Here is a 24802-nt window from a genome sequence, read left to right on the forward strand (position 1 = left end):
CTAACATTTGGGGTGCAGCACTTTTGACCGGCCTTTTTTAGTTGTCACAAAATTTTTAATTTGAAGGCTCAAAATCTATTGACAGAAATTAGATACGAGATTATGATTAATCCAAGAATGATTATCATTCTCATTATCATCCATTCAGGAGGGAAATAAACAGGTAAACTAGTAATACAGAAATATATACATACTATTTTATTTTAAAAGGGGTAGCAAACATTGAGCAAAAAACTTATACCATTCATTCTTCTTCTTGTATTAATTATTAGTGCTTGCGGCAATAAGACAACAGGAACATCTGGCGAAGAAACAAAAAAAGAGGAAGATTCCACAATCACATATGAATCAGAAAATGGCCCAATCGAAGTTCCAGCAGATCCACAAAGAGTTGTTGCTTTAACAAATGCAGGTTATGTTTTAAAACTTGGCGTTAATCTTGTAGGTGTAGATTCATGGTCGATGACGAATCCACGTTATGCAGACGAATTGAAGGATGTGGAAGTGGTTTCCGAAGAGAATATCGAAAAAATTGCTGAGCTGCAACCAGACTTAATTATCGCAGCAAGCACAACTAAAAACATTGATAAGCTTGGAAAAATCGCTCCGACTGTAACATACACTTATAACAAAGTGGATTACTTAACGCAGCATTTAGAAATCGGCAAGCTCTTGAATAAAGAGAAAGAAGCACAAGCATGGATTGATGATTTCAAAGCTCGTGCAAAAGCTGCCGGCGAGGAAATTAAAGCGAAAATCGGCGAAGATGCTACTGTTACCGTATTGGAAAGCTATGATAAAAGCATGTATATCCTTGGTGACAGCTGGGGCCGCGGAACAGAAATTCTTTATCAAGCAATGGGCTTAAAAATGCCTGAAAAAGTAAAAGAAATGACGGAAAAAGAAGGCTACTACACGCTGTCTTCTGAAGTCCTTCCAGAATATGTTGGTGATTATCTTGTAATAAGCAAATATAATGACCAAGATAACTCTTACCAGGAAACAGATGTATACAAAAATATTCCTGCAGTAAAAAACAACCATGTATTAGAAGCTAATGCATATGAGTTTATCTTTAATGATCCAATTTCTTTAGATTACCAATTAGATTTCTTTAAAGAAAACTTCTTGAAATAAGATGTAGAGAGTGCACTTTAACGAAAAGTGCACTCTTTTTTTAAATGGAGAGAATGTTATAATACTAGACAACAAGCATAACGGCAGAAAGGATTTTTTAATGAGTCAAAACACAAAGGCGATTAAGTTTTATGAAAACAATGAATTAGATAAAGCATGGGAGATTTTTAAGCAAGAGATAAGGAATAATAGAGGCGTGCAATCTTTAAATAACTTCGCTTGGATGCTATATAGAGAAGAAGAGAATACCCAAGCTGCAATTCCACTTCTAAAAGAAGTGATTGCTAGTACTCCAAGTTCCCATTTTCCATACAATCTATTAGGTGAAATATACATAACAATAGCAGATTGGGATTCCGCCATTCCCATTTTAATAAAGGCGATTGAATTAGAGCCAACTTTAGAAGCTTACAATAATCTTGGTGTAGCGTATTATCATAAAGACGAAAAAAGCAAAGCGTTGCAATGCTTTTTTCATGCCTCAAAACCTTCTGAATACACAATGTATAGTTACGTGAAATGCCTTGCTGATTTAGAGAGATATGAAGAGGCGGAGAGCATACTAGATACCTTCTCCGATAAGGAGGGAGATTTTGTCGGTGCAGTAGACTTGGCAGATTTATATGCAGAAATAAATGCCCATCATAAGGCAAACTTTTGGTTTGAAAAAGGATGGGCAAGTTATTGGAAAGAGCCCAATTGGGTCAGCCGCTACACCTATTGTCTTGTTCAAACAGGTGAGAGGGAGAAGGCAAGAAGAGTATTGGATAACTTAATAAAGGATAAGCAAATCGAGCTCCAAGAAAGTTATGAAGAAGAATGCGATGAAACCTGGACAGAGGAAGACAAAAAAGAAGATATGGAAGAAATCCAAATGCACATTAAGCTATATGAACAAATGCTCGAGCAGGCAATAAACGGCATCAAAGAGCCAATGGAATATGCGCCGCAAGTCGAAAAAGCATGTTATTTATTCGGTTGCGAGCGTCATGGACATCCAGAATATAATGACTAGAACTGTTATTGGCTAATCAATGAAAGAATTTAATTTTATATGACAATACACAAGGAATAGACATAGATTAAATGATGGAGGAATAGAAATGAGCTATTTTAAGGGAGTAGACTTAGACCGTTTTTGGGATGACAGCGAGTATGCTAAAGAGGAATATATTTCTGATTCACCTACAGAAGAGGATATTTCTAAACTTGAAAGAGACTTAGGATATAAACTGCCTGCGTCTTATATTTGGCTAATGAAAAAACATAATGGCGGAATTCCAGTAAAAGATTGTTACCCTACTACAGTACCGACAAGTTGGTCTGAAAATCACATTGCAATAAGTGGGATATATGGTATAGGATACAGCAAAAGCAATTCTTTAGGTGGTGATTATAGCACTGAATTTTGGATGGAGGAATGGGGATATCCTAATATCGGCATAGCTATTTGTGATTGTCCATCAGCTGGACATGATATGGTTTTTCTTGATTATCGAGAATGCGGCCCAGAAGGCGAACCGTGTGTCGTACATATCGATCAAGAAGATGATTACAAAATCACTTGGTTGGCTAAAGACTTTGAAAGTTTTATTCAAGGTCTTACCACTGACGATGTGTTTGAAGATGTTAATCTGTAGTCCTTTTATCTAGTTGAAGGGAAGTATTAAATTTCTCATTAGTGAGCTGGAAAGAAGATATTTCCGTTTGGAAGCTAGATAAACAAATTAAATTTTACGCAGTCAAATTATTTAGAAATGGAAATTTTAGATATTGTATTTAGGGAATTTTTTTGAGCTGTTAAAGTGATAACCTAATTAATAGAAAATGTGATACCTTATCTTCTCAGACAAAGTCTTACAATATCTGTCCGTATTCTTGTAATAAGTGGTATTTTTCCTTCTTCAATAAACCTGGCATTTTGTAGAAGGAAGGAATAATACAGATTAGTGAATTGTAAAGGAAACAAAAAATAAAAGGATGAAACAAATGGTACAGCATATTTCCCTTCATGTAGATATAGATTCGTTAGAAATAAATCGAAGTAAAAACATTACAGGAACGCTATATTTTATTATTGATTATCACCAATACTTTCCTGATGAAGGGTGGGATGATTTTTTGGTTATTATCTTATCATGGTGGATTAAATCTATTAGAGGTGTTGATATCTCTAGAATAGGCACTACCTATAAACTGGATTTTATGGATGGGACACCAGAAGTTCTTGTGAAAAAAATAAGCGAAGAAGAGGTAGAAATGAATTTTAGATTTAAAGATGATGTAGACGATAGTTTTAAAGGAACATTTCTATATAGTGAACTCAAAGATTCTTTACTATCCGCTTCAAAGAAAGTAATACGCGTACTAGATAGAAATCACTGGGTAACAGAAGAAATTAGTGAATTCAAAAATTTGGTTTTATCTTTAGAACGCCATCCATTTAAAAACTATATTTAGTTGGAAATCTGGCTACCAAAACGGTAGCTTTTTGTTTGTCGCTAACTAGGCTGGGCAGGAAAGTGTAAGAAAACAACCTTAATAATGAACCTATTGCCCTTTACGGAATTACAATTTTTGGTAATATGTTTAGAGAGAGGAGAGGATATCTTGTCTAAACAGCTATTAGAAAAAATTCTTGCTATTATAGGTGCTCTTGCTTTAATAATCAATATATCCTTATTTAAGGATATGGAATGGTAGCACATAGTCCAAAGAATTTCACTTGCTGTTTTTTTGTAGGGATATTACTAATACCTATATACGGACCGTGATATATCGCAGTTTACTTCGTATATTAAGGATCTTCCTATAATGAATTAAAGTTGAATTTTCATCAAAAGAATTCAACCTTTTTATTAATAATTAATAGAGATATAGAGGGAAGCGTGGAATGAATTAATGAGTAACAACATTTTAAAGAATCATTCATTTGTTTATGTTTGGATTGGTAATGCTATCTCTGAATTAGGAGGTGTTTTTGGTACTTTTTGTAACTCTGTTCTTATTTATCAACTTACAGGTTCTACAATTGCATTGGGAAGTATGTGGCTGCTATATTTTATACCGTCTCTAATTCTACAATTATTCATTGGCCCATTTATTGATCGATGGAGTCGAAAGTGGATAATGATTTTCTCTCAATGGACTAGGGGACTTATATTTCTTATACCAATTGTTTATTTAATACTGGGAAATATCGAACCGTGGCATATTTATGTAGTTCAAATTATTGTAGGGTTAATAACTCCTATATACACACCTGCAAATCAAGCAATTACACCAACTATCGTATCAAAAGCCCAATTAAGTACAGCGAATGCTTATATTGACGGCACTGTTAGATTAATGACCTTTTTAGCTCCAGTTTTAGGGGGAGGTGTCGTTGAGTACTTTGGTGTAAAGCCCACATTAATATTTGTTAGTATCCTCCTTATCATAAGTGGTTCGCTTTTGTTTTTTATCCAAGAGACAAAAAGCACAAATAATGTAAGGAAGTCTTGGCTTGAACAATTTATAGAAGGAGTATCGTATTTTTTCAAACAGCCAACTTTAGTATGGTTAGGTAATTTTTTAGCCTTTGTTCAATTTGGTGTAGGAGTGACAATGGTTATCACACTTCCCTATATAACAGAGGAATTATCAGGGAGTTATTCTGAATACGGATATTTTATGGCCGGATTCCCCTTAGGATACGTTATAGGCTCATTGTTAGTTGGAAAATTTAAATATAAAAGCCGTAGAGTTCTAATGTTAGGAGCATTAGTAATAGGTGGTCTAACATTTATCACACTTGGTATTAACTCTAGTATCATATTTGCTATTTTTACTGAGGTTATTGCAGGAATATCTATGGCATTTTTTAGTGTACATAATATAACGGTTTTTCAGCAATTAGTTCCAAATGATTTGCTGGGAAAAGTATCCTCGGTTCGGCTTTTTATTATTAGAGGTACTATGCCATTAGGTGTCTTCATAGGCAGCTATTTAGGTGAACTCTGGGGGATTCGTCCATTATATTTAATAATAGGGACTATTATTTGTACCATGTCTTTATTAGGAATTCTTCTCCCTTACTTTAAGTTTATTGATTCAAATACTAAACAAAATATTACATCCTAATTTATCTTAGTTTTTAAGGAGCCTTAATCCAATAGGGAGCAAGGCTCTTTCTTGCGGATTTTTCTCCTGTAATAAAGAAAAGAGCGTTGCTTATGTAACAATCGGGGCAGGTCAGCTTAATAAGAAATTGATCAAAAGTTAATTTCGTTTTTTTCTTTCACGAACACAGAAAATGGTGATTTTTGTTTTTTCATTATCATAGGAGAATTCTCTTTGACTTACTTTGTATCCAAAATTATCTAGAATAAGGGTATCTCCTTCATTAGGAATAAACTGAAATCCATCTGAGATAATTGGTGCTTGAAATAAATATTTATTATCAGCCATATCAAAATAATTTAATTCTATTTTCATTTTATACTCGACCTCCCTTACACAATTTACGATCTCACATATATAAAGGTTTCACTATTCTAGAAAAAGGTCAGGATAGATAAAAGTATAAATAACAAAAAATTGAAACATTCATCAAATTAAAATCGTATTATATGTAGAGGAATTAAAGGGGTGCAAAGGATGAAGAAAGTAATAAAGTGGACTATCCTGATTATTGGAGCTTTATTTGGGGCGGTAGCGTGGAAAAATTCAAGAGATAAAAAGAATAATTAAGCTCTACTAAATAAAAATAAATTAAATTGACAATATTAATTTTTTTTACGAACGGGGTTGTAAGCACAACCTTTTTTGTTATTAAACACAAACATGACAGTTTATGTGTAGAAGATAAAAGGCTATTGAAGAGAAATATATACTACATATTTATAATTGAAAGAGGTATATAACTTTGTTATTGAAAATTCTTGTCTCCCTAATAATGATATTAAATGTAATTTTTCTTACAAAAACAGTTGATAATTTGTTGGTTATTCTAAGTATTTGGATTGCATATGGGATTGCTATTTCTTTTCTATTCTTTAATAAAGATGAAAAAGATCTAAAAGAGTCTAAGAATAATTAGTTGTTAATTATAATATCTTACTTTAATTACAAAGTTGCTGATTAAAGGGGCGTTACCTTAATGATGAATAAAGGTCCGCCTTTTTTATTATCAGTAGCCGTATTTCTGTCAACTATTTTATGGAAGAAACAGTGGCAGCATTCCTGTAATAACTGAAAATGCGATTTGAAAGAAAAAAGACCTCTTGATAAGATAAATTTGTAGGCGATATCTAAAGGAAGATATTATCTTTTTCTTTATAGGAATTAGAAACCATTTCGTCTAGGGGGGACTCTTATTATGAAATATGAAGAAAGCAATAAGATGATTACTACTGAAAGGTTAGTAATTAGATTATTCCAAGAATCTGATGCTGTAAATGTAGCTAACCTTTGTAATAACTATAATATTTATAAAAATACACTTTATTTACCTTATCCATATTCAGTAGAGGATGCTAAATCTTGGATTAAAACCCATCATGAAAATTTTAATAAAGAAATGTCCTATGAATTTGCAATAACGGATAAGGAAAATGGTGAGTTATATGGAGCTATAGGATTATCAAGTAATCAAAAGTTTAACAATGGTGAAATAGCATACTGGATTGGTGAAAAATTTTGGGGAAATGGATATGCAACAGAGGCAGCGCAAGCAATTTTATGGTTTGCATTTAATCAAAAACATTTACACAAAGTATTTGCTCGTTACTTTAAAACAAATCCAGCCTCAGGAAGAGTTATGCAAAAACTAGGGATGAGGGAAGAAGGAGTTTTCATTGATCACGTAAAGAAGGACAATCAATATTTAGATGTAGTTTATTATGGAATCATCAACTCATAGAGTAACTCTATCGGTATAAAAAATTCTGTACTAAATGGAGTGCATTTTTAAATAACAATCATGGCAGTTGGTTTAATAAGGAGTATTTTCAATGAGGGCTTTCAAATGCAAGTAAAACTTGTACTTAAAAGACATTTAAGTAATAACGTTTAAATTACTTTATTTTAAATGGTTAAAAATTTAATGAATTTTATAATAAACTGGGAATCTTTTTATAAATATATACATAAGGAGTTTAGCAATGGAAAAGTGGGATTTATTTGATATGCAACGTAGTAAAGTAGAGAAACAAATAAATCGTGGAGATGAAATGACACCAGACGAGTTTCATTTAGTAGTACACGTTTGTATATTTAATTCAAAAGGAGAAATGCTCATTCAGCAACGTCAGCCCTTTAAGCAAGGATGGTCGAATCTTTGGGATATCACATGTGGAGGCAGTGCGGTTGCAGGCGATACAAGTCAGCAGGCTGCTTCAAGAGAGTTATTCGAGGAGTTGGGGATACATTATAACTTTGAAAAGATTCGTCCACAATTTACTATTAACTTTGAACACGGCTTTGATGATTATTATTTAATTGAATATGACATTGATTTGAATGAATTGACATTACAGAAAGAGGAAGTACAAGCAGCAAAATGGGCTTCTAAGGAGGAAATCTTAAAGCTTATCGAACTAAAACAATTTATACCTTATTATGAAAGTATCATTGCGTTTCTTTTTGAGAGCCGACATCATTATGGCTCTATTCGTCTTTAAATGAAATGTTTTCACTTATGTCACAAACAGGAAAGGATATTTTAAGTAGTAAAAACATTCACAACAAGTAACTGTTTAATCAGAATCTCTAAAAAGTATAAGAATATAAATACAACAACTAGAACAAATACCTAATAGGAGTTTGTTCTAGTTGTTATGGCTATAATTTAATTGGTTAGTCATTCATTTGTTTTTACGTTTACCAAAGTTTTATATTCCAATCCCCATTTTTCCATCACATTAATAATTGGTCTTAGACTATCACTTATTGGCTATTAGACCGACAGTTGTGGCTACTGGGCATGCGGGCAATTCCTTTTTGCTTTCCAATATATCCCTTCCATTAGTTACTAAAAGGTTACTAATATCTGTATTGTATTCACTATAGCAACAAACCAAACAAATCAGGATAAAAATAACACATACGCCATACAAAACGTAAGAACAGGAAAAAATCTTAGACCATATAAAGCTGGCATTGAGAATGGAAACAGAATAATACTATATAAGCATGTAAAATGGAAATGTATGACCTGGCAGTTTATCCAAGTTGACCAAGAAAGCTACCAGTTGAAAAATGAATATACATCAAAAACATTTCAGCCTTCGTCAAAGCCTGAATCAGGTGTTACTTTAACGCAGCAGGCATTAAAAACAGACAATCTTCAATATTGGGAGTTTATTAAACAATCTGATGAAACATACATGATAAGGTTAAAAGGAACTAGCTTGTATATAACCATATCCGCTAATAAATCAAATTCTTCCATTATACTCATGCCAGTACAGAATTCAAGTAGCCAGAAATGGAGATTAATTAAGCAAAACCCATTGATATAAGGGAATATCATATAAATAAATGTTCTAAAACAATCAGTTGCTAATAGCAAACTGATTGTTTTGTTTTGTAAATAGTTTATTTTTCCGTTCAAGAGTGAGTTGTTATTAATATAGATTGTGATTTAAATGTACATTAAAACAATAGGAAACGTTTACTCATTAACAGCTACCATACCCAGTACTAATTATGCTATTGGCAAAAGCCAAAAGTTATCTATCATACATTTTTACTATCTCCTTCACTAAAAAAGTCTGATTTTCTACAAAATATAACAAAATCAGACTTTTTTTAGTGAATTGCTTCACATTTAGTACTTATTACCGATATAAAGGAAAAATACATATGGAGGAGCTTGTTTTATGAATTCTACTATTCAGGCAGTAGTCAATATTGCCCCGATTATAAAAGATACGCTAGGACCAACAGCCGCAATGGGTGTGCTGGATACGGAGAAGTTTGTTTACTTTTCGCCGTCAACGCTCTTGAATTTGGATGTTGAAGCAGGAAAAACAAGACTGGATGAGCATGAAGTTTATCTGCGCGCACTTAGAGGCGAACAAATTATTTCTAAAACAGACGATGCAAACATTTTCGGTGTGCCTGTAGTGACTTCTATTACGCCAATTAGGGATATAGATACAAATGAAATTGTTGGCTTGTTATCTTTATCGCGAACATTGGAGCATCAAGATAAGCTAGATAAAGAGCTTAGCAGAATCAATGAAGTAATTGATGCATTGCAAGGCAAGGTGCAGTATGTTGCCGCACAGGCAGAAGAGCTTTCCGCAACCAGCAGCGATATTAACGACCAAGCAAAAAGTGCAAGCCAAAACTCTCGCCAAATAGGCGAAGTAGTTCAGTTAATTGAACAAATATCTACACAGACAAATCTTCTTGGATTAAATGCAGCTATTGAAGCAGCTCGTTCTGGCGATGCTGGCAGAGGCTTCGGTGTTGTGGCAGATGAGATTAGAAAACTATCTAACAATACGAAGGAAGCAGTGAAGACAATCGGTAAATCCTTAACGGAAATCCGTGCCAGCATTGAGAATCTGACACTCAGCATTAATGAGGTCTCCACTTCATCAGATGAGCAATCTGTTATCATGGTTGAATTCATGGATGAAATTCAGGCTTTGGATGCAAAAAGCAAACAGATAATTGAAAAAATGAAAATAGTAACTAACCAGGAATAGGAGATGGAAATATGCATTTAACACTACAAGCGTTGGTTAAACTAGCACCTGAAATCAAAAAAAACCTTGGTGAAAATTGTGCTGTTGTCGTTACCGACACAGAGAATTTCATCTTTTCCTCCCAGTCAAAAGATTTAGATTATAGTGTTAAAGTCGGTGACTTTGCATTTACGGAAGATAACGATATCCTGCGTCAAGCACTTAACGGAGAAAAAGTAAAAATACATATTCCTAAAGAACGCTATGGCGTTGGTATGCACTATTCCGCTAATCCTATTCGTGATGAAAACGGTGAGATTGTCGGTGTGTTCCAAATTACCAAAACATTGAAAGACGAAGAACTATTAGATGAAGATTTGGATGAATTACGCTCGATCGTCAGCAGTCTGCAGGGAAAAGTACAACAAGTTGCCGCTCAAGCAGAGGAACTATCCGCAACCAGCACAGATATAAATGGTCAAGCAGCTCATGCAAATGAGAACTCTCAGGAGATTAGTAAGGTTGTTAAATTAATTGAAGATATTTCATCACAGACAAACTTGCTTGGCTTGAATGCTGCCATTGAAGCAGCCCGTTCTGGCGATGCTGGGAGAGGCTTCGGTGTTGTGGCAGATGAAATACGCAAGCTTTCCATTGGAACAAAGGATGCAGTAGGTACGATTGGTAAATCTCTTCAAGAAATACGAACAAACATGGAGAATTTGACAGTGAGTATTGGTGAAGTATCCACTGCATCAGCAGAGCAATCTCGTGTCATGGTTGAGTTTATGGAAGATATCCAAAATCTAAATGAACAAAGCAATGATATCGGACAATACATCAAAAATATTACATCTTGAACAGAATCATAGAAACAAAGCGACATTTCACTTGTTAATTACGAGTTAGTATGCGACCTAGTTGGTCGCATACTAGGCATTGCTTATGCACTATTTTATCCAACATAACTTGCTAAATGATATTCTGCGTACAGTTTTAAGCAGAACGATAGAAAAGGATTTTAATACGCAAAAGCAGGATAATTGTGTTTTAGTAACTAAGTTACATATAATTAGTTAGAATAGTTTTAATTCGAGATTGTAATCAGTGGATAAGATGAACCATCAGCAATGAATGTCATTAATATAGCAGCTGGTTACGGACAATTGGGGGATAATGTTATGAAGTCTTTAGTATATTACGGTTCAAAAGATGTAAAAATTGAAGAAGTCACTGAACCGGTAGTTACAGAAGGAACTGTAAAAGTTAAAGTTAAATTCGCTGGTATATGTGGGACAGATTTACACGAATATCTACATAAAACATTTGTAACAGAAAATAAAATGATTTTAGGCCATGAATTTACAGGAGAAATTGTGGAAGTCGGCAATAATGTAACTAAATTTAAAGCTGGCGACAGAGTTGCGATTGAACCGATTTGGGGATGTGGTGAGTGTCAAACATGTAAAACTGGAAATTATAATATTTGCCCTAATATGAAATCATATGGCATTCACGAAAATGGCGGTTTCGCTGAATATGTTGTCGTGAAAGAAGCAAATGTATTTTTATTGCCTGATACACTCAAGTTTGAATTTGCCGCTTTAGTAGAGCCTCTTGCCGTTGTATTGCAGGCAATTCGAAAAAGTAAGTTCAAAATTGGCGATAGCGTCGCACTTTTTGGAGCAGGACCAATCGGGCTGCTGTTATCCGAGAGCTTGAGAGCAGCAGGAGCAAGTAAGATTTTTGTGGCAGAAGTTAGTGAAGAACGCAGAAAACTAGCATTGAAAATGGGTGCGGATGTAGTAATAAATCCGCTGGAAGAGGATGCTGTTCAAGTTATTCAAAACCATACCAATGGGGGAGTAGATGTTTCCTTTGACGTTGCTGGAGTAGAAGCTACATTCAACCAATCACTTGATTGCATCAAACCAAATGGTGAGTTTATGATTGTAAGTGTGTTTGCAAATCCTGTTAAATATCACCCTACAACACAAGTAGTCAGTGAGAAAAAAATCAATTCTTCTCTCGGTTATAATAACATCTTTGCCCAAGCGATTGATTTGTTATCAAAGGGATCATTGAATGTTGAGCCAGTCATCACAAGTATCATAGCATTAGATAACATTGTGGAAGACGGGTTTGAAAAACTAATTAATGATAAAAATGAATGCAAAATTTTAGTTCGTCCGAACTAATTAAAAAGAAGCGGCAGAGCCTATCTGCCGCTTCTTTACTATTATGTTATTTCATTGCCTTTTTCGCCATGTGGGAGTTGTTAAACTAAACTGTCAGTATAATACAGTCCATAAGTAAGGTTAAAACCTAGAGTTGCATTAATGAAAACATATCTTTTCATTACAGAACGAGAATGCTGCCATTCTCGTTCTGTAATGCGGATTTTTAGCTGTCTTGATCTTGGTCATTGTCCTGCTCGTTATCTTGGTCTTGATCAGCATCCGCATTAGCACGGGAGCGTGATTGGACACGAGCTTTGGAATCGGAATGAACATCAATGTTCAAGTCGATTTTAGCATTACCAGAATCGTTGACTTTAGCGACGTTCGTGTTTTTATCAAGGTTTTTGACAGTATTATCGTTATCTACTTCTGTGTCTACTCTTAAGTCGTTATCTACATCAAAGTCTACATTTGCATCAGAACGGCTGTCGCTGTCGCCTGAACGTGAATTAGAGTTGTTGCTTTGGTTTGAATTCCCACCATTATTGCTTCTTCCGAAGAACCACGGTCTTCTACTCATTATAAATCCCTCCTTGTCCTTATTCATTACATAGTTTATTCAGCAAAGATAAAATGAGCTGGTTAGTTACATTAGGACAGGCATGGATTTTTCAATAATTCAGCAGCTGTAACAAAGCTGGTTGAATACCTAGTAATTTTATCTGAATAGTTAAAAAATCGTTGACACTTCCTTTTAAGTCCTGTTATGATAATTCTCAAGAAACAAACAAATAGATAAAGAATCGACTAGATCACTAGAGATTCAATGAAATGCTGCATTTGCATTTTGTTGAGTCTCTTTTTTTATTATTGTTTATCGGTCGATAAGGAAGTAGGGGGTATGAAAAAAAGAGAGATTAGACATTTTTGTGCATTAATCCGATTAAACCAATTTGAAAAATAGAAAAGGAGAGATTAAATATGGGACATCCTACAATTTATCCGACAGGAGCAACAATCTATTCACCTACTAAAGCTTGGAGCGGCTACACTATTTTTCAAGCACCAGATCTTGGGGCATTATTGATTGATATGAATGGCAGAGAGGTCCACTTGTGGAAAGGCTTGAGAGGCTTTCCGAATAAAATTTTCCCTGGTGGCTATGTATTAGGACACACCTTTAACAGAGACCCGCAACATGGTTTTCAGGATGAAGGAGATTTGGCGCAAGTAGATTTTGACGGCAATATTGTCTGGAAGTTTGATAAACATGAGTTTATTACGGATCCAGGCTATGAGGGGAGATGGATTGCTAGAGCACATCATGACTATCAGCGTGAAGGCAGTTCTGTTGGATATTACGCGCCAGGGCAGGAGCCGAAAGTTGATGAAGGCAATACGTTAATTCTAGCTCACCGTAATGTAGTCAACTCGAATATTTCGAAGTTTGAGCTGTTAGATGATGCCATTCTAGAAGTGGATTGGAACGGCAATATTGTTTGGGAATGGTCATTCAGCGATCATTTTGATGAATTGCAATTTGATGAGGAAGCAAAGAAAACCATCTATGAACAGCCAAACCGCCGATTCTTCGGAAATGAGTCTGGTGACTGGCTTCATATAAATTCAATCTCTGCAGTAGGTCCAAACCGTCATTATGACAATGGAGATGAAAGATTCCACCCAGACAATATCATTTGGGATGCAAGGGAAGCAAATATCATTGGCATAACGGATAAACGTTCTGGTAAGATTGTCTGGCAAATCGGACCAGATTATTCTACTGAGGAGCTAAAGGAGATTGGCTGGATTATCGGACAGCACCATGCTCATATTATTCCGCAAGGGCTGCCTGGTGAAGGAAATCTGCTTGTGTTTGATAACGGCGGCTGGGGAGGATATGGCGCTCCGAATCCTGGTTCTCCAGACGGTACGAAAAACACTTTGCGCGATCATTCCCGCGTATTGGAAATAGATCCGATCACGTTAAAAATAGTTTGGCAATATACAGGTCAAGAAGCAAACTATCAAGCTCCTACAGATTCCTATCGGTTCTACAGTCCATATATTAGTTCAGCTCAGCGGTTAGAAAATGGCAACACATTAATAACAGAGGGCTCCAACGGCCGTATATTTGAAGTAACAGCAGACCATGAAATTGTTTGGGAATATATTTCGCCATTCAAAAATGCTCGTAATTCCAATATGGTATACAGAGCATACAGAGTTCCTTACGGCTGGGTTCCACAGCTTGAGAAACCAGAAGAAATAGAAATACAGCCATTGGAGATTGAAACATTTCGAGTGCCAAATGCGGCGCCAAGCGGAATTAATTCCGCGGTTGAAGTAAAAGGAGCAGCATCAATTGGAGAAGGAGCACTTTGCGTTGCACGGTTTGATGAACAAGAGATAAAATAACTAGTTTTAAAAGGGGGGAATTTCTTCATGAAGCAAAAATATAAACTAGCAGCTTTCAGCCTGATCTTATCTGTTTTTTTAGCAGGCTGCTCAAGCTCCACTTCAGGAAGTGAAGGCAAGGACGCTATAAAGATAGGAATTGATACAGCGGCAGGCGGTTCCTTGCAAATTAGGGCGGCAAATGCAGAAGGGTTTTTTACAGACCTGGATATCGACCCGGAAATCTCTAACTTTGCATATGGTATTGATACTATCAATGCATTACTGACAGAACAGACTGACACAGGGTTAGCAGCAGATTATGTACTTCTAAATTCCTTAAATAGAGGAGATTTAGTTGTTATTTCTTCTTTAAGTCATAGCACAGAAGCAACTATTAAAGAATCTGAGTTTGTGGCTGTAAAAGGAATAGATACGCCTGCTGATTTAAAAGGAAAACGCATCGGTGTCGCAAAAGGAACAGTATCGGAATATCATTGGGCTAATTATCTAGCAACAATTGGCGTAAGTGAAAAGGATATTGAATACGTGCCATTCAGCACACCTGATGAAGCAATCGTGGGCGTGAAAAAAGGGGATATTGATGCTGTTTTATCAAGCGGAGCAGTATTAGAGAAATTAAAAGCGATTGACGGCGTACATACCATCGATAATTTGAGCTCAGCCAATATTTCCACAAGCAGTTATCTTGTTGCCAATAAAGAATTTGTTGAAAACAACGAAGAAGCTGTCGTAAATCTGTTGAAAGCCATTAAAGAAGGGATTGCTTATGTAAAAGAAAATCCTGATGGAACAGCAGAAATTGCCTATAAGGAATTGAAAGTGAAAAAAGAGGATACCTTACGCGACCTAGAAAATATCAATTACACGATTGGTTTTACAGAAGAGGATATTAAGCACTTAAGTGATATGAAACAATGGCTCCTAGACAGGGGACTATTAAAAAAAGACTATAATATCGAAGATAAGCTGGCGTTAGATGCGCTGCAGAAGGCATTACCTGAAGAAGTAACCTATAAAAGCAAGTAAAGGGGAGGTGGATTCTGTTTCAACTTGTGAATCCACCATCATCCTTGTAAGAAAGAAGGGAGTAGATAAAATGACAATGGTTCAAACAGATGCTCCTAATATTGTTTTAAAGGGGTTATCAAAAACATTTTCTGAAACTCAAGAACAAGGAAGCTATGTATTAGAAAATGTTGATTTAACGATAAACCGCGGAGAATTTTATATTTTACTAGGTCCAAGCGGCTGCGGAAAATCAACTTTATTAAATATTCTTGCTGGATTTATTGAGAAGTCAAGCGGTGAGTTGACGATTCAAAGCCAATCAGCACCTCAGGAAGAAAATCGAGGCTTTGTATTTCAATCAGCTGATTCAGCCCTTTTTCCATGGCTGTCGGTAGAAGAAAATGTGGAATTTGGGTTGAAAATGAAGAAGGTTCCTGCTGCAGAAAGAAAAGAAATTGCCAATTATTATATTAAACTGGCTGGGTTAGCAGGGCATAATCAAAAGTTTCCTAAGGAAATATCCGGCGGAATGAAACAGCGTGTGCAATTGGCACGTGTTTTAGCAAATGATCCGCAAATACTCTTGATGGATGAACCATTTGGCGCCTTAGATGCAATGACAAGAAGAACGATGCAAAACGAGCTTATTAGAATATGGACAGAAACAAATAAAACAGTGATATTTGTTACCCATGATATTCAGGAGGCTCTAATGCTAGGGCAGCGGATTGGAATAATGTCAGTTGGACCTTCTTCTAAAATAATTCAATCCTATCAAATCGACATGTCATATCCACGAGAAATAACTAGTCCTGATTTTAATGAGTATTATAAAGTAGTTCAGTCGCATTTTGACTAGGGAGGATTAAGAATGAAAACGACCATTCAGCAGGAAATAAATATAAAGCCAACAGTGAAGAAACTGCCTGTAAAAGCCTACTGGAGAAAGATTTTAAAAACAGGGATAATCACCTGGATAGGGCTGCTGCTCATCTGGACAATTGCTGCCTATTTCTCTGATCCGCAATTTTTACCAAGTCCGCTTGCTACATTGCGCGGCGCTATCGAACTTGGTAGTGATGGGTCCTTATTCATTTATATGGCATACAGTTTAGTCCGGGTCCTGATAGGCTGGCTTCTCGGAAATATTGTTGCGATTCCACTGGGATTATTTATCGGCAGCAATAAAACCGTTCGTGCTCTCGTTGAACCAGTGATAAATTTTGTCCGTTTTATCCCGCCGCTTGCATTTATTACATTATTTATGCTTTGGTTTGGGATTGGCGAGCAATCCAAAATATTCTTAATTATGTATGCTACATTTTTTGTTGTCACGATTAATACACTGACTGGAGTGCTTTCCATCTCTGAGGATAAAATACGTTCTGCTAAAAGCATGGGAGCAAGTGATCTGCAAGTATTGCGATATGTTGTCATTCCAGCAGCCATTCCCTTTATCTTTACAGGGGCAAAGCTTGCGATGGGTTCGTCCTTCATGGCAATCATTGGCGCCGAAATGGTTGCAGCCAATGAAGGGATAGGCTTTATGATCTGGAATGCACGATTATATTTTCAAACAGATTGGATTTTTGTTGGTCTAGTGGTCTTAGGATTGATGGGCTTTTCAATGGACCGGATATTTGCTTGGGCAGGCAGGAAGTTTTTGAAGAGATATAATATTGTTTCTTAAAGTATTTGTGACCTTACAATTTGTAAGGTCTTTTTGTATTTTTGTAAATTTTTATGAAACAAACAGGAGAACAAAGTCGTTATCTATAAGTAGGTTATAATTATCCTTTTATGGATAAAAATAACATTAGCGATTATTTTGAGGTGATACACTTGTTCTTTTCAAATCTCAAGCATGAGCAAAAATTAGTTGCAGGAGCTTTTATTTTACTAGCTCTGTATTTATCTCCCTTAATTGTGCTTGGGGAAAACGCCCATATTCGGGTGCATGATAATCTCGATTCAAATTTGGCATGGTATAAAGTGCTCGCAAATAGCGGAGAGCTCATCGGCACTTTAGATGCTGTTACACCGCAAATCATCAATGGGCTTCCACGTAATGCTTTCGGTTCGGAATTTACGCTGATTGTTTGGCTTTATAAATTCTTTCCAACAATGGTTGCTTATACACTTAGCCAAGCAATAACAAGGGTTGTTGCCTTTATCGGCATGTACTTGCTTTTAAAAAAGCATATTATTAAAAATCCTGAGTTTAGTTTTATTACAGTTGGGGCAGCTGTGGCCTTTGCGTTAACACCGTTTTGGCCGTCGGGAATGCTGAGTACATTAGGAATGCCGCTCGTACTATGGGCATTGTTAAATATCCGCAATGGGGAGCGGTCATGGAAAAACTATCTCACATTAACATTAGTGCCATTTTATGCGAGTATTGTTCTTGGCTTTTTCTTCTTTTTAGCAGCAATCGGTTTATTTTGGCTGTATGAGGCCATTAGGAAAAAAACTTTGAATATTCCCTTCCTGCTTGGGATTGCTTATATAAGCTTTGTGTTTTTAATCGTTGAATACCGGCTTGTATACTCCTTTTTATTCGAGCAGGAACCGACAAGCAGGGACGAGTACTTCCATGCAAGACTTACGTTTGCTCATTCGCTGAAACTGACCGTTAAAAACTTTGTCTTCGGACATAACCATGTCATGACCGTTCATGGGCTGCTTGTTTTGGCAGCCATCATTCTTTCTCTCCTCCTTATTGTTAAAAACAAAGAGTGGCGCAGTCAACGGCTGTTTATATGGCTGTTTGCTCTCAACTTTATTCTTTCAGCATGGTATGCTTTCTGGTTTTATCGAGGCTGGTTGCCATTAACAGAGAGATTTCAGTTTTTAGATACCTTTAATTTTGCCCGGTTTCATTTTTTACGGCCTTTAGTCATTTACGTAAGCTTTGCTCTCGGTTTGAAAATCCTAATAGAGAGCTCGCCGAAATGGAAAGGGACAGTTAAATTTCTGCTAATCGGTCAGATTTTGCTGTTGTTTGCTTTTAATGATGAAATTATTTATCATGATAAGCCGACTGTTAAAGAGTTTTATGCGGAAGATGTATTCGCAGATATTGAAGCACATATTGGTTTACCTAAAGAGGATTATCGTGTCGCAAGCATTGGGCTGCATCCGGCTGTCTCCCAATATAACGGATTTTACACTATTGATACATATAATAATTTTTATTCGCTAGCCTATAAGCATAGTTTTCGGAAAATCATGGAGCATGAGCTGGCAAAAAACAAAACAATTCGGACTTATTTTGATGAATGGGGCGGGCGCTGCTATATATTCACAGCTGAGCTGGGCAAACATTATATGTTTGAAAAAACATCTACTAAAAAAATTAAGAACTTAGAATTAAATATGGAGCATTTTGCAGAAATGGGCGGACGCTATATTTTCTCTGCTGTGCCCATTGAGAATGCTGCTGAAAATCACCTGCAGCTTGACGGTCAATTTACATCGAACAATACAGTATGGAAAATATATTTGTACAAGGTAACAGATATAGAAGGCGTATAATTAGAAAAAGAGCCTTCCCAAATGAATGGGAAGGCTTCAAAAGGTAATGAAATATATTTTCGGTAAATCATGATTAGTTTTATATTACCCATGTACAAATAAAATAAACATTAAATATCTTACTAAATACTCCTTTTCAAATAATTCTGCCTGCTTTGGTAAATACTTTTTGGTAGTGAATCCAATAAGTATGAGGGGGGAAGGTATTTGAAGTGTCCACAATGTGTGTATACGAATCCAGATGGTGTGAAGTTCTGCATTAACTGTGGTGAAAAATTCATCAAGGACAATACGATGGGTGATGACAATAGCTTTTTTTACGAATTTGCCCATTATGTAGACATGGTACCGAAAAGAGAACGCTCTGTTAATCCTAAATTCCATAATATCTTTTCCCGCGTTTTTCATGATCATAGTGAATTGGAAGCAGAACGGCTGTTTATTGTGGGAACGGCATTGACAACACCAAAGATTACGGAAGTGACAGATACATGGCCTAAACCGTGGCTGTTTGCAAGGGTATTTATAATCGCTCTTCTTACATTCGCAGGTTTTTACATAGGTGTCAGCTATTTTAAAAATGCTAACTTTATCCCCGGATTGATTTTAACAGGGTCTTTTGCTGTTCCATTCACGACATTGATTTTCTTTTGGGAGATGAATGCTCCCCAAAATATTGCCTTTTATAGAATTATGTACATTGTTTTGTTAGGCGGAATTCTTTCGATGCTTGTTGCATTATTATTTTTTGATATATTGCGGAATACGTCTAATGCAATAACAACTGGAATTGTCGAAGAACTTGCCAAAACGATCACAGTTATTTCATTTGTCCGTTACCGAAAATACCGGTTTATTCTTAATGGACTGCTTATTGGTGCTGCTGTCGGTGTTGGATTTGCAGCATTTGAAACAGCAGGATATGCGTTAAGAGCTTTGCTTTCCGGCGGAGGATCGCATTTGTACTATACGATTTTATGGAGAGGGATTCTTGCTCCAGGCGGACATGTTGCTTGGTCTGCACTGGCAGGAGCTGCCTTTTGCAGGGTGCAGGGAGACGAGCCATTTAAACTGAGCATGCTCATGCGCTTCCGGTTTTTACGAGTATTTATCTTAGTTGTGCTATTGCATGCTTTTTGGGATTTTGACGCTCCTTGGATGTTTCCTTATGGACAGCTCTCCCTGATGGCAGCATCATGGGTCGCAGTATTTTTGTTAATACGTGCAGGCTTAAAAGAGATAGGAACAATGAAATTAAAGATCTAAGAAGCAGCGCGCTGCTTCTTATTTTTATTAAGCAAATAATTTTACGCACTTACATATATTAATAAATTATTAAACAAAGCAATTAGGAATTATTAAAAATTCATTTTACGGAACTTTGTTTATTCTGTTTCGTATAGTTACTATACAACTTACAATTCTAATCCTTTTACAAAACGATAAGGGTGAGGTGTTTTTGGCTTGCAGACAAAAAAAGAAAAGGTACCGACTTCAAAAGGAATAATAGAATATTCTATTTCTGGAAAAGGAGAGCCGAATATTATTTTAATGAACGGCGGCTCCGGCCCGATTGAAGGCTGGATGAAGATCATCAAGGAAATCTCTAAAATGTCTGCTGTCTTTGCTTATAACCGTCTAGGTGTGGGCGACAGTGAAAAACCGAAAGAAAATCAAGATGGAATTACAATAATTGAAACACTCAGGGAAGCTTTAGCGGTCCTCAACATAAAGCCGCCATACTTGCTTGTAGGACATTCCCTCGGCGGTTTATATGCCAATTTATATGCACGGCTCTATCCTGATGAAGTTTACGGAGTTGTCTTTCTAGAGGCCAGCCATCCGAATGATATGCTGCTGGATGAACATTATGGAAAGATTGTTAAATCAGTTAATAAAATGCTGTCAAGGTTTGATACTTTGTCAGCACATAAAAAATTCGATGAAATTCATTTTGTAAAAAAGACAATACAGCAGATTAACGAGCATCCCTCATTTCCTGAAATCCCGTTATATGTCATAACAGGGGGAAAGGCCAACAGACTTATCCCAAAGGAAGCACTAAAAAGAAGACAAGAAAATCAACTGGAATTGTTGACATTAGCGAAAACCAGCAAACAAATAATAGCCAAAAACAGCGGTCATTTTCCGCAATTGACAGACCACAAGATTGTGATAGCTACCATTTTGGAAGCTGTACAGAATTATAAGGACAAACTGGAATAAATATTACATTGTGCTGATTAGCCATTTTTGCTACTATTATTTCATAGCTAATGATTTTGAAAATTAAAAGCGATTTCAATAGAATAATAGGCAGGTGCATACATGCAAAAAATCATATTTATGGATATTGACGGAACATTGGTTAATGATCATGGCATCATTCCAGATTCAGCAAAACAGGCAGTCAGGCAAGCAAGGGAAAACGGCCATTTAGTGTTTATTTGTACGGGCCGGTCTAAAGCAGAACTGTTTCCGGAAATACTAGAAGTCGGCTTCGACGGCATTATTGGGGCAGCCGGCGGATATATTGAAATAGACGAAGAAGTATTGCTGCATGAAAGAGTTAGTACAGAGGATGTAGAGCATCTTGTAGCCTATTTCGATGAGCATGGAATTGATTATTATTTAGAGTCAAATGGCGGCTTATTTGCCAGTAAAAACTGCAAAGCTCATATACGGAAGATTATTGATAACTTCTTAATGGAAAATCCACATGCAAGAGAAGAAGTGGAGAAAGGATTGCAGCCATTTCATGACTGCCTGATAGAAGGAGAAAATCCAATTAGAGATGATATAAATAAAATATCATTTTTAGGTTCGGATGTGCCTATATCAGAGATCAGCAGAGAATTTGAAGCTAAGTTTACGGTCATTTCAAGTACAGTCCCAATCTTTGGTGAAAACAGCGGGGAATTATCGGTTCCTGGCATTCATAAAGCTACGGCAATTGAGATACTCATAAATCATTTGAAGATTGACAAACAAAACACATTTGCATATGGCGATGGCCTAAATGATTTAGAAATGCTTGAATACGTTCAATACGGTATCGCAATGGGTAATGCAAAAGAACCAGTGAAACTTGCAGCCGATGATATAACAGATACTCATGATGAACATGGTATTTATAACAGTTTTAAGAAATACGGATTGCTATAAAGAGAACATGGAGCAAAGCATTGCTTTGCTCCTTAGTTCTTTTTAAAATGATTAGACAGGCTTCCGTAAAGTAGCTGAGATCCATACAACAAAAAGGTTTTTATTAAGAAAACAACAGATAATTGAAATTTAGTCAATCTGACTAAGGTTACATAACCAACTTTTTTGAACAAATCCATCCCTATATATGTAAACAGGGAATCTATTATAAGATTCACTAAAAAATAAAGCTTAAACTTTCCAAATGTGTATTTTAAAATCCAGATGGAGCCAATGAAAAATGGTCCAAATATTAAAGGTAACTCTGCTAATACATTTGGTCTTACATTATAAGGAAACCACCACCATTTTCTTTTTTCAGCAAATCTCCCTTCAAGTACAAGGTATGTACTCATCGTAAGCGCTGCTAATGCATATTTCTTAAAAATGTTTTTTCCCATTAGCGGGAGGGACATCCATGGTAAAACGGCCATTAAAACAACAATCCATCTGTTTTTCTTCATAGTATCAATCCTTAACATAATGTCTTCTTAATTTTAGCTGTTTTCTTTTTCTTATTCAGAAAAAAGCAATAATTGTCAAAAAAACGGCTGGTGATTTTGCTATTCTATCTATAGGGAGGTAAGAGATGTACAGTCAAATGATACGGCAATCAGTCGAGTTTATTGAAACGAACATCCATGAACCACTATCTTTAAGTATTCTTGCTAAAGAAGCAGGATTTTCTAAATATCACTTTCATCGCATTTTTCAAAAGGAAATTGGCGTCTCCGCTTCTGAATATATTCGATACCGGAGGCTTGCCAACGCTGCCCATATGCTTCTTTACACAGATGAAAAAATAATTGATATTGCCTTTTACTATCACTTTGAGTCACAAGAATCCTTTACACGCTCCTTTAAAAAATATTATCAAATACCGCCAGGACAATATCGGAAACTCATGAGCAAGCTTACACTACAAAGGGAGGAAATAACCATGAAAGATAGTCAATTATTAAAAGGCTGGAATTTAAGCGGATCAAACCCTTTTCATTATGAAATGGCGATCGACAGGAAAAATGTTCACAAAGGCAAAGCGTCAGGCTGTTTGAAAGCAATTCAGCCTTCTGCCTCACAAGATTTTGCAACCATGATGCAGCAGTTTAAAGCAGATAAATATCTTAACAAAAGATTAAAGCTGACTGGTTTTATTAAAACGAAGGATGTTGATATATCCTGTGGTCTATGGATGCGAATCGATGATAGGCTTGGCGATGTTTTACAGTTTGATAATATGAGCAATCGACCGATTACTGGCGACACGGAATGGAATCACTACTCCATCGTACTAGATATTCCAAAAAACAGTGCAGTAATTGCCTTTGGTGTTTTACTTTCAGGGAATGGCAGTGTTTGGGTAGATGGAATTAGATTTGAAGAGGTAGATGAACATACTCCTACAACAAACATGGATTTTACAGAAGAACTGTTAGATGAGCCTGTAAACTTATCCTTTGAGGAATGGATCGAACACTAATGATAAAATGATGTAAGGAGAGAGGGTGTACACATATGAACAAAGAAGATAAGTTAAGTGCTGAGAAACTGCTGAAATATTTATGTATTGGCGCAACAGTAGAAGGGATTAGCTTTTACGGTCCAAAGCTCCTTCTCACAGAAAGTGAAACGAATTCGAAACGATTGGGTGATGGCCAGATTTATATTACAATTGAAAGCGAGTTTGCCATCCTCCAATCTAAGGCTGACACACTTCCTGTCCTTGATGACTTGCCAAAACGAAACGCCAAAGATGCATGTAAAATCCTTTGTGAACTTAGCTTGATGAAAATAGCAGATGTTTCCTTACATGATGAAATTCCTCATTTGCTGCTGACATTTGAGACTGGAGAGGTTTTGTTCATATGTGGTCATGATAATATGTATGAGTCTTGGCAAGCAGGTTTTTTTGGAGACAGTGATGGTGAGTATTGGGAAATTGTTGCATGCCCTGGTGATGAACTGGCGATATGGGGCCCTGACGATATAGTATAAATAATGGAAGCCGTACAGGCTTCTTTTTTATTTTATTTTGTTATACTTGAAAAGCGCTTCAATAGGAAATTTATATTATAATAGGGTAGAAAGACTAGTAAATATTTTGATTATACATAAGAGAGGAAAGAGGGGAAATCTTTGGCATTTCTGGCAGAATTAGACGCAACTACGAAAGAAGATTTGCAATCATTCGTTGGAGCGAAATATGAAAGCAGTTATAAAAAAAGATGGTATGGCATGTCTGACCGCCGTTCCAAATTATCGTGGAATTGGGCATGCTTCTTTTTTGGTCCATTTTGGATGTCCTATCGCAAAATGTATAGGCTTTCATACGGGTATTTGGCAGCTTATTTTATTTTAGAGCTTATTGTTAATATAATTGGTGACGAGCTATCGGCAATTGGACTCGTTGATATGATTATTTGGTTAGGATTAACGGTTTTTGTTAACTATTTTTACTTAGAAAAAGCAAAAAAAGCAGTAGCAGCCCAAAAAAACGTAAGCACAGAGAAACGCAAAAAGGAATTATCCCAACTAGGAGGGACAAGCGTTGCCGCAGTATTCGTGTATGTGCTTGCTACCATAATTTTAGGGTCAGTAGTTCAAATTCTGATTTAATGATAGAAGCTTGCAGCTGCAGGC

The 24802-nt window shown here is 36.2% G+C and carries 25 protein-coding genes; 22 read left to right on the forward strand and 3 right to left on the reverse strand.

Features of this window, described 5'->3' with window-relative positions:
• The first annotated feature begins 222 nt into the window (after positions 1–222).
• From ACLIJJ_RS23875 to ACLIJJ_RS23895, 5 genes are all read left to right on the forward strand, one after another.
• Positions 223–1137 (forward strand): iron-hydroxamate ABC transporter substrate-binding protein, encoded by a 915-nt coding sequence (locus tag ACLIJJ_RS23875; protein ID WP_237942651.1) that lies wholly within the window; start codon positions 223–225, stop codon positions 1135–1137.
• Positions 1138–1237: 100 nt separating this feature from the next.
• Positions 1238–2152 carry a tetratricopeptide repeat protein gene (locus tag ACLIJJ_RS23880; protein ID WP_411411803.1) on the forward strand — a complete coding sequence of 305 codons (915 nt, stop codon included), beginning with the start codon at positions 1238–1240 and terminating at the stop codon, positions 2150–2152.
• Between the two features lie 88 nt (positions 2153–2240).
• Positions 2241–2777 carry an SMI1/KNR4 family protein gene (locus ACLIJJ_RS23885; RefSeq protein WP_411411804.1) on the forward strand — a complete coding sequence of 179 codons (537 nt, stop codon included), beginning with the start codon at positions 2241–2243 and terminating at the stop codon, positions 2775–2777.
• Between the two features lie 340 nt (positions 2778–3117).
• Positions 3118–3597: a hypothetical protein gene (locus tag ACLIJJ_RS23890; protein ID WP_411411805.1), complete on the forward strand. Its 480-nt coding sequence runs from the start codon at positions 3118–3120 to the stop codon at positions 3595–3597.
• Between the two features lie 441 nt (positions 3598–4038).
• Complete coding sequence (locus ACLIJJ_RS23895) at positions 4039–5259, forward strand: MFS transporter (protein ID WP_411411806.1); 1221 nt, start codon at positions 4039–4041, stop codon at positions 5257–5259.
• 138 nt (positions 5260–5397) lie between these two features.
• On the opposite strand, the gene ACLIJJ_RS23900 is transcribed toward ACLIJJ_RS23895, so the two are convergent.
• Positions 5398–5613, reverse strand: a complete 216-nt coding sequence (locus ACLIJJ_RS23900; RefSeq protein ID WP_237942662.1) for a hypothetical protein — start codon at positions 5611–5613, stop codon at positions 5398–5400.
• Between the two features lie 883 nt (positions 5614–6496).
• Here ACLIJJ_RS23900 and ACLIJJ_RS23905 point away from each other — a divergent pair.
• The 6 genes from ACLIJJ_RS23905 (at position 6497) to ACLIJJ_RS23930 (ending at position 12013) form a co-directional block, all read left to right on the forward strand.
• Complete coding sequence (locus ACLIJJ_RS23905) at positions 6497–7039, forward strand: GNAT family N-acetyltransferase (RefSeq protein ID WP_411411807.1); 543 nt, start codon at positions 6497–6499, stop codon at positions 7037–7039.
• Between the two features lie 241 nt (positions 7040–7280).
• Positions 7281–7799: an NUDIX hydrolase gene (locus tag ACLIJJ_RS23910; protein WP_411411808.1), complete on the forward strand. Its 519-nt coding sequence runs from the start codon at positions 7281–7283 to the stop codon at positions 7797–7799.
• 528 nt (positions 7800–8327) lie between these two features.
• Positions 8328–8639: an RICIN domain-containing protein gene (locus ACLIJJ_RS23915; protein WP_237942668.1), complete on the forward strand. Its 312-nt coding sequence runs from the start codon at positions 8328–8330 to the stop codon at positions 8637–8639.
• A gap of 360 nt (positions 8640–8999) precedes the next feature.
• A complete protein-coding gene (locus ACLIJJ_RS23920) occupies positions 9000–9836 on the forward strand; it encodes a methyl-accepting chemotaxis protein (RefSeq protein ID WP_282581459.1) in 837 nt (278 codons plus the stop codon).
• A gap of 11 nt (positions 9837–9847) precedes the next feature.
• A complete protein-coding gene (locus tag ACLIJJ_RS23925; RefSeq protein ID WP_237942669.1) occupies positions 9848–10675 on the forward strand; it encodes a methyl-accepting chemotaxis protein in 828 nt (275 codons plus the stop codon).
• 321 nt (positions 10676–10996) lie between these two features.
• Positions 10997–12013: a 2,3-butanediol dehydrogenase gene (locus ACLIJJ_RS23930; protein ID WP_233315320.1), complete on the forward strand. Its 1017-nt coding sequence runs from the start codon at positions 10997–10999 to the stop codon at positions 12011–12013.
• A gap of 205 nt (positions 12014–12218) precedes the next feature.
• Here ACLIJJ_RS23930 and ACLIJJ_RS23935 read toward each other — a convergent pair whose 3' ends face one another.
• Complete coding sequence (locus ACLIJJ_RS23935; RefSeq protein ID WP_233315319.1) at positions 12219–12575, reverse strand: hypothetical protein; 357 nt, start codon at positions 12573–12575, stop codon at positions 12219–12221.
• Positions 12576–12976: 401 nt separating this feature from the next.
• On the opposite strand from ACLIJJ_RS23935, the gene ACLIJJ_RS23940 reads away from it, so the two are divergent.
• From ACLIJJ_RS23940 to ACLIJJ_RS23975, 8 genes are all read left to right on the forward strand, one after another.
• Positions 12977–14413, forward strand: coding sequence for an aryl-sulfate sulfotransferase (locus ACLIJJ_RS23940; RefSeq protein WP_411411809.1), 1437 nt, complete (start codon positions 12977–12979; stop codon positions 14411–14413).
• 27 nt (positions 14414–14440) lie between these two features.
• Positions 14441–15442, forward strand: a complete 1002-nt coding sequence (locus ACLIJJ_RS23945) for an ABC transporter substrate-binding protein (RefSeq protein ID WP_411411810.1) — start codon at positions 14441–14443, stop codon at positions 15440–15442.
• 70 nt (positions 15443–15512) lie between these two features.
• Positions 15513–16283 (forward strand): ABC transporter ATP-binding protein, encoded by a 771-nt coding sequence (locus ACLIJJ_RS23950; protein ID WP_411411811.1) that lies wholly within the window; start codon positions 15513–15515, stop codon positions 16281–16283.
• A 12-nt stretch (positions 16284–16295) separates the two neighbouring features.
• Positions 16296–17114, forward strand: coding sequence for an ABC transporter permease (locus tag ACLIJJ_RS23955; protein ID WP_233315316.1), 819 nt, complete (start codon positions 16296–16298; stop codon positions 17112–17114).
• Between the two features lie 110 nt (positions 17115–17224).
• The gene (locus ACLIJJ_RS23960) at positions 17225–18958 is read left to right on the forward strand and encodes a DUF6044 family protein (RefSeq protein ID WP_411411812.1); all 1734 of its coding nucleotides are present in this window, start codon (positions 17225–17227) and stop codon (positions 18956–18958) included.
• Positions 18959–19165: 207 nt separating this feature from the next.
• Positions 19166–20224 (forward strand): PrsW family glutamic-type intramembrane protease, encoded by a 1059-nt coding sequence (locus ACLIJJ_RS23965; RefSeq protein ID WP_233315314.1) that lies wholly within the window; start codon positions 19166–19168, stop codon positions 20222–20224.
• A gap of 198 nt (positions 20225–20422) precedes the next feature.
• Positions 20423–21184 carry an alpha/beta fold hydrolase gene (locus tag ACLIJJ_RS23970; RefSeq protein WP_411411813.1) on the forward strand — a complete coding sequence of 254 codons (762 nt, stop codon included), beginning with the start codon at positions 20423–20425 and terminating at the stop codon, positions 21182–21184.
• Between the two features lie 102 nt (positions 21185–21286).
• Positions 21287–22123: a Cof-type HAD-IIB family hydrolase gene (locus ACLIJJ_RS23975; protein WP_233315312.1), complete on the forward strand. Its 837-nt coding sequence runs from the start codon at positions 21287–21289 to the stop codon at positions 22121–22123.
• Positions 22124–22155: 32 nt separating this feature from the next.
• Here ACLIJJ_RS23975 and ACLIJJ_RS23980 read toward each other — a convergent pair whose 3' ends face one another.
• Positions 22156–22626 (reverse strand): hypothetical protein, encoded by a 471-nt coding sequence (locus ACLIJJ_RS23980; protein WP_233315311.1) that lies wholly within the window; start codon positions 22624–22626, stop codon positions 22156–22158.
• 125 nt (positions 22627–22751) lie between these two features.
• On the opposite strand from ACLIJJ_RS23980, the gene ACLIJJ_RS23985 reads away from it, so the two are divergent.
• The 3 genes from ACLIJJ_RS23985 (at position 22752) to ACLIJJ_RS23995 (ending at position 24778) form a co-directional block, all read left to right on the forward strand.
• A complete protein-coding gene (locus ACLIJJ_RS23985; RefSeq protein ID WP_233315310.1) occupies positions 22752–23642 on the forward strand; it encodes a helix-turn-helix transcriptional regulator in 891 nt (296 codons plus the stop codon).
• Between the two features lie 35 nt (positions 23643–23677).
• Positions 23678–24157 (forward strand): hypothetical protein, encoded by a 480-nt coding sequence (locus tag ACLIJJ_RS23990; RefSeq protein WP_251645902.1) that lies wholly within the window; start codon positions 23678–23680, stop codon positions 24155–24157.
• 141 nt (positions 24158–24298) lie between these two features.
• A complete protein-coding gene (locus tag ACLIJJ_RS23995; protein ID WP_233315308.1) occupies positions 24299–24778 on the forward strand; it encodes a DUF2628 domain-containing protein in 480 nt (159 codons plus the stop codon).
• The last annotated feature ends 24 nt before the right edge of the window (positions 24779–24802 follow it).

Source organism: Niallia laureatilytica (genome assembly GCF_046613985.1).
Taxonomy (GTDB): domain Bacteria; phylum Bacillota; class Bacilli; order Bacillales; family Cytobacillaceae; genus Niallia.

Excerpts from the sequence above, each read along its gene's own strand:
- ACLIJJ_RS23915 (WP_237942668.1), top strand. The coding sequence starts at position 8,328 with ATGACCTGGCAGTTTATCCAAGTTGACCAAGAAAGCTACCAGTTGAAA.
- ACLIJJ_RS23945 (WP_411411810.1), top strand. The coding sequence starts at position 14,441 with ATGAAGCAAAAATATAAACTAGCAGCTTTCAGCCTGATCTTATCTGTT.
- ACLIJJ_RS23955 (WP_233315316.1), top strand. The coding sequence starts at position 16,296 with ATGAAAACGACCATTCAGCAGGAAATAAATATAAAGCCAACAGTGAAG.
- ACLIJJ_RS23980 (WP_233315311.1), bottom strand. The coding sequence starts at position 22,626 with ATGAAGAAAAACAGATGGATTGTTGTTTTAATGGCCGTTTTACCATGG.
- ACLIJJ_RS23920 (WP_282581459.1), top strand. The coding sequence starts at position 9,000 with ATGAATTCTACTATTCAGGCAGTAGTCAATATTGCCCCGATTATAAAA.
- ACLIJJ_RS23950 (WP_411411811.1), top strand. The coding sequence starts at position 15,513 with ATGACAATGGTTCAAACAGATGCTCCTAATATTGTTTTAAAGGGGTTA.
- ACLIJJ_RS23880 (WP_411411803.1), top strand. The coding sequence starts at position 1,238 with ATGAGTCAAAACACAAAGGCGATTAAGTTTTATGAAAACAATGAATTA.
- ACLIJJ_RS23990 (WP_251645902.1), top strand. The coding sequence starts at position 23,678 with ATGAACAAAGAAGATAAGTTAAGTGCTGAGAAACTGCTGAAATATTTA.
- ACLIJJ_RS23910 (WP_411411808.1), top strand. The coding sequence starts at position 7,281 with ATGGAAAAGTGGGATTTATTTGATATGCAACGTAGTAAAGTAGAGAAA.
- ACLIJJ_RS23985 (WP_233315310.1), top strand. The coding sequence starts at position 22,752 with ATGTACAGTCAAATGATACGGCAATCAGTCGAGTTTATTGAAACGAAC.
- ACLIJJ_RS23930 (WP_233315320.1), top strand. The coding sequence starts at position 10,997 with ATGAAGTCTTTAGTATATTACGGTTCAAAAGATGTAAAAATTGAAGAA.
- ACLIJJ_RS23895 (WP_411411806.1), top strand. The coding sequence starts at position 4,039 with ATGAGTAACAACATTTTAAAGAATCATTCATTTGTTTATGTTTGGATT.
- ACLIJJ_RS23975 (WP_233315312.1), top strand. The coding sequence starts at position 21,287 with ATGCAAAAAATCATATTTATGGATATTGACGGAACATTGGTTAATGAT.
- ACLIJJ_RS23885 (WP_411411804.1), top strand. The coding sequence starts at position 2,241 with ATGAGCTATTTTAAGGGAGTAGACTTAGACCGTTTTTGGGATGACAGC.
- ACLIJJ_RS23890 (WP_411411805.1), top strand. The coding sequence starts at position 3,118 with ATGAAACAAATGGTACAGCATATTTCCCTTCATGTAGATATAGATTCG.
- ACLIJJ_RS23905 (WP_411411807.1), top strand. The coding sequence starts at position 6,497 with ATGAAATATGAAGAAAGCAATAAGATGATTACTACTGAAAGGTTAGTA.
- ACLIJJ_RS23900 (WP_237942662.1), bottom strand. The coding sequence starts at position 5,613 with ATGAAAATAGAATTAAATTATTTTGATATGGCTGATAATAAATATTTA.
- ACLIJJ_RS23960 (WP_411411812.1), top strand. The coding sequence starts at position 17,225 with ATGGATAAAAATAACATTAGCGATTATTTTGAGGTGATACACTTGTTC.
- ACLIJJ_RS23925 (WP_237942669.1), top strand. The coding sequence starts at position 9,848 with ATGCATTTAACACTACAAGCGTTGGTTAAACTAGCACCTGAAATCAAA.
- ACLIJJ_RS23935 (WP_233315319.1), bottom strand. The coding sequence starts at position 12,575 with ATGAGTAGAAGACCGTGGTTCTTCGGAAGAAGCAATAATGGTGGGAAT.
- ACLIJJ_RS23940 (WP_411411809.1), top strand. The coding sequence starts at position 12,977 with ATGGGACATCCTACAATTTATCCGACAGGAGCAACAATCTATTCACCT.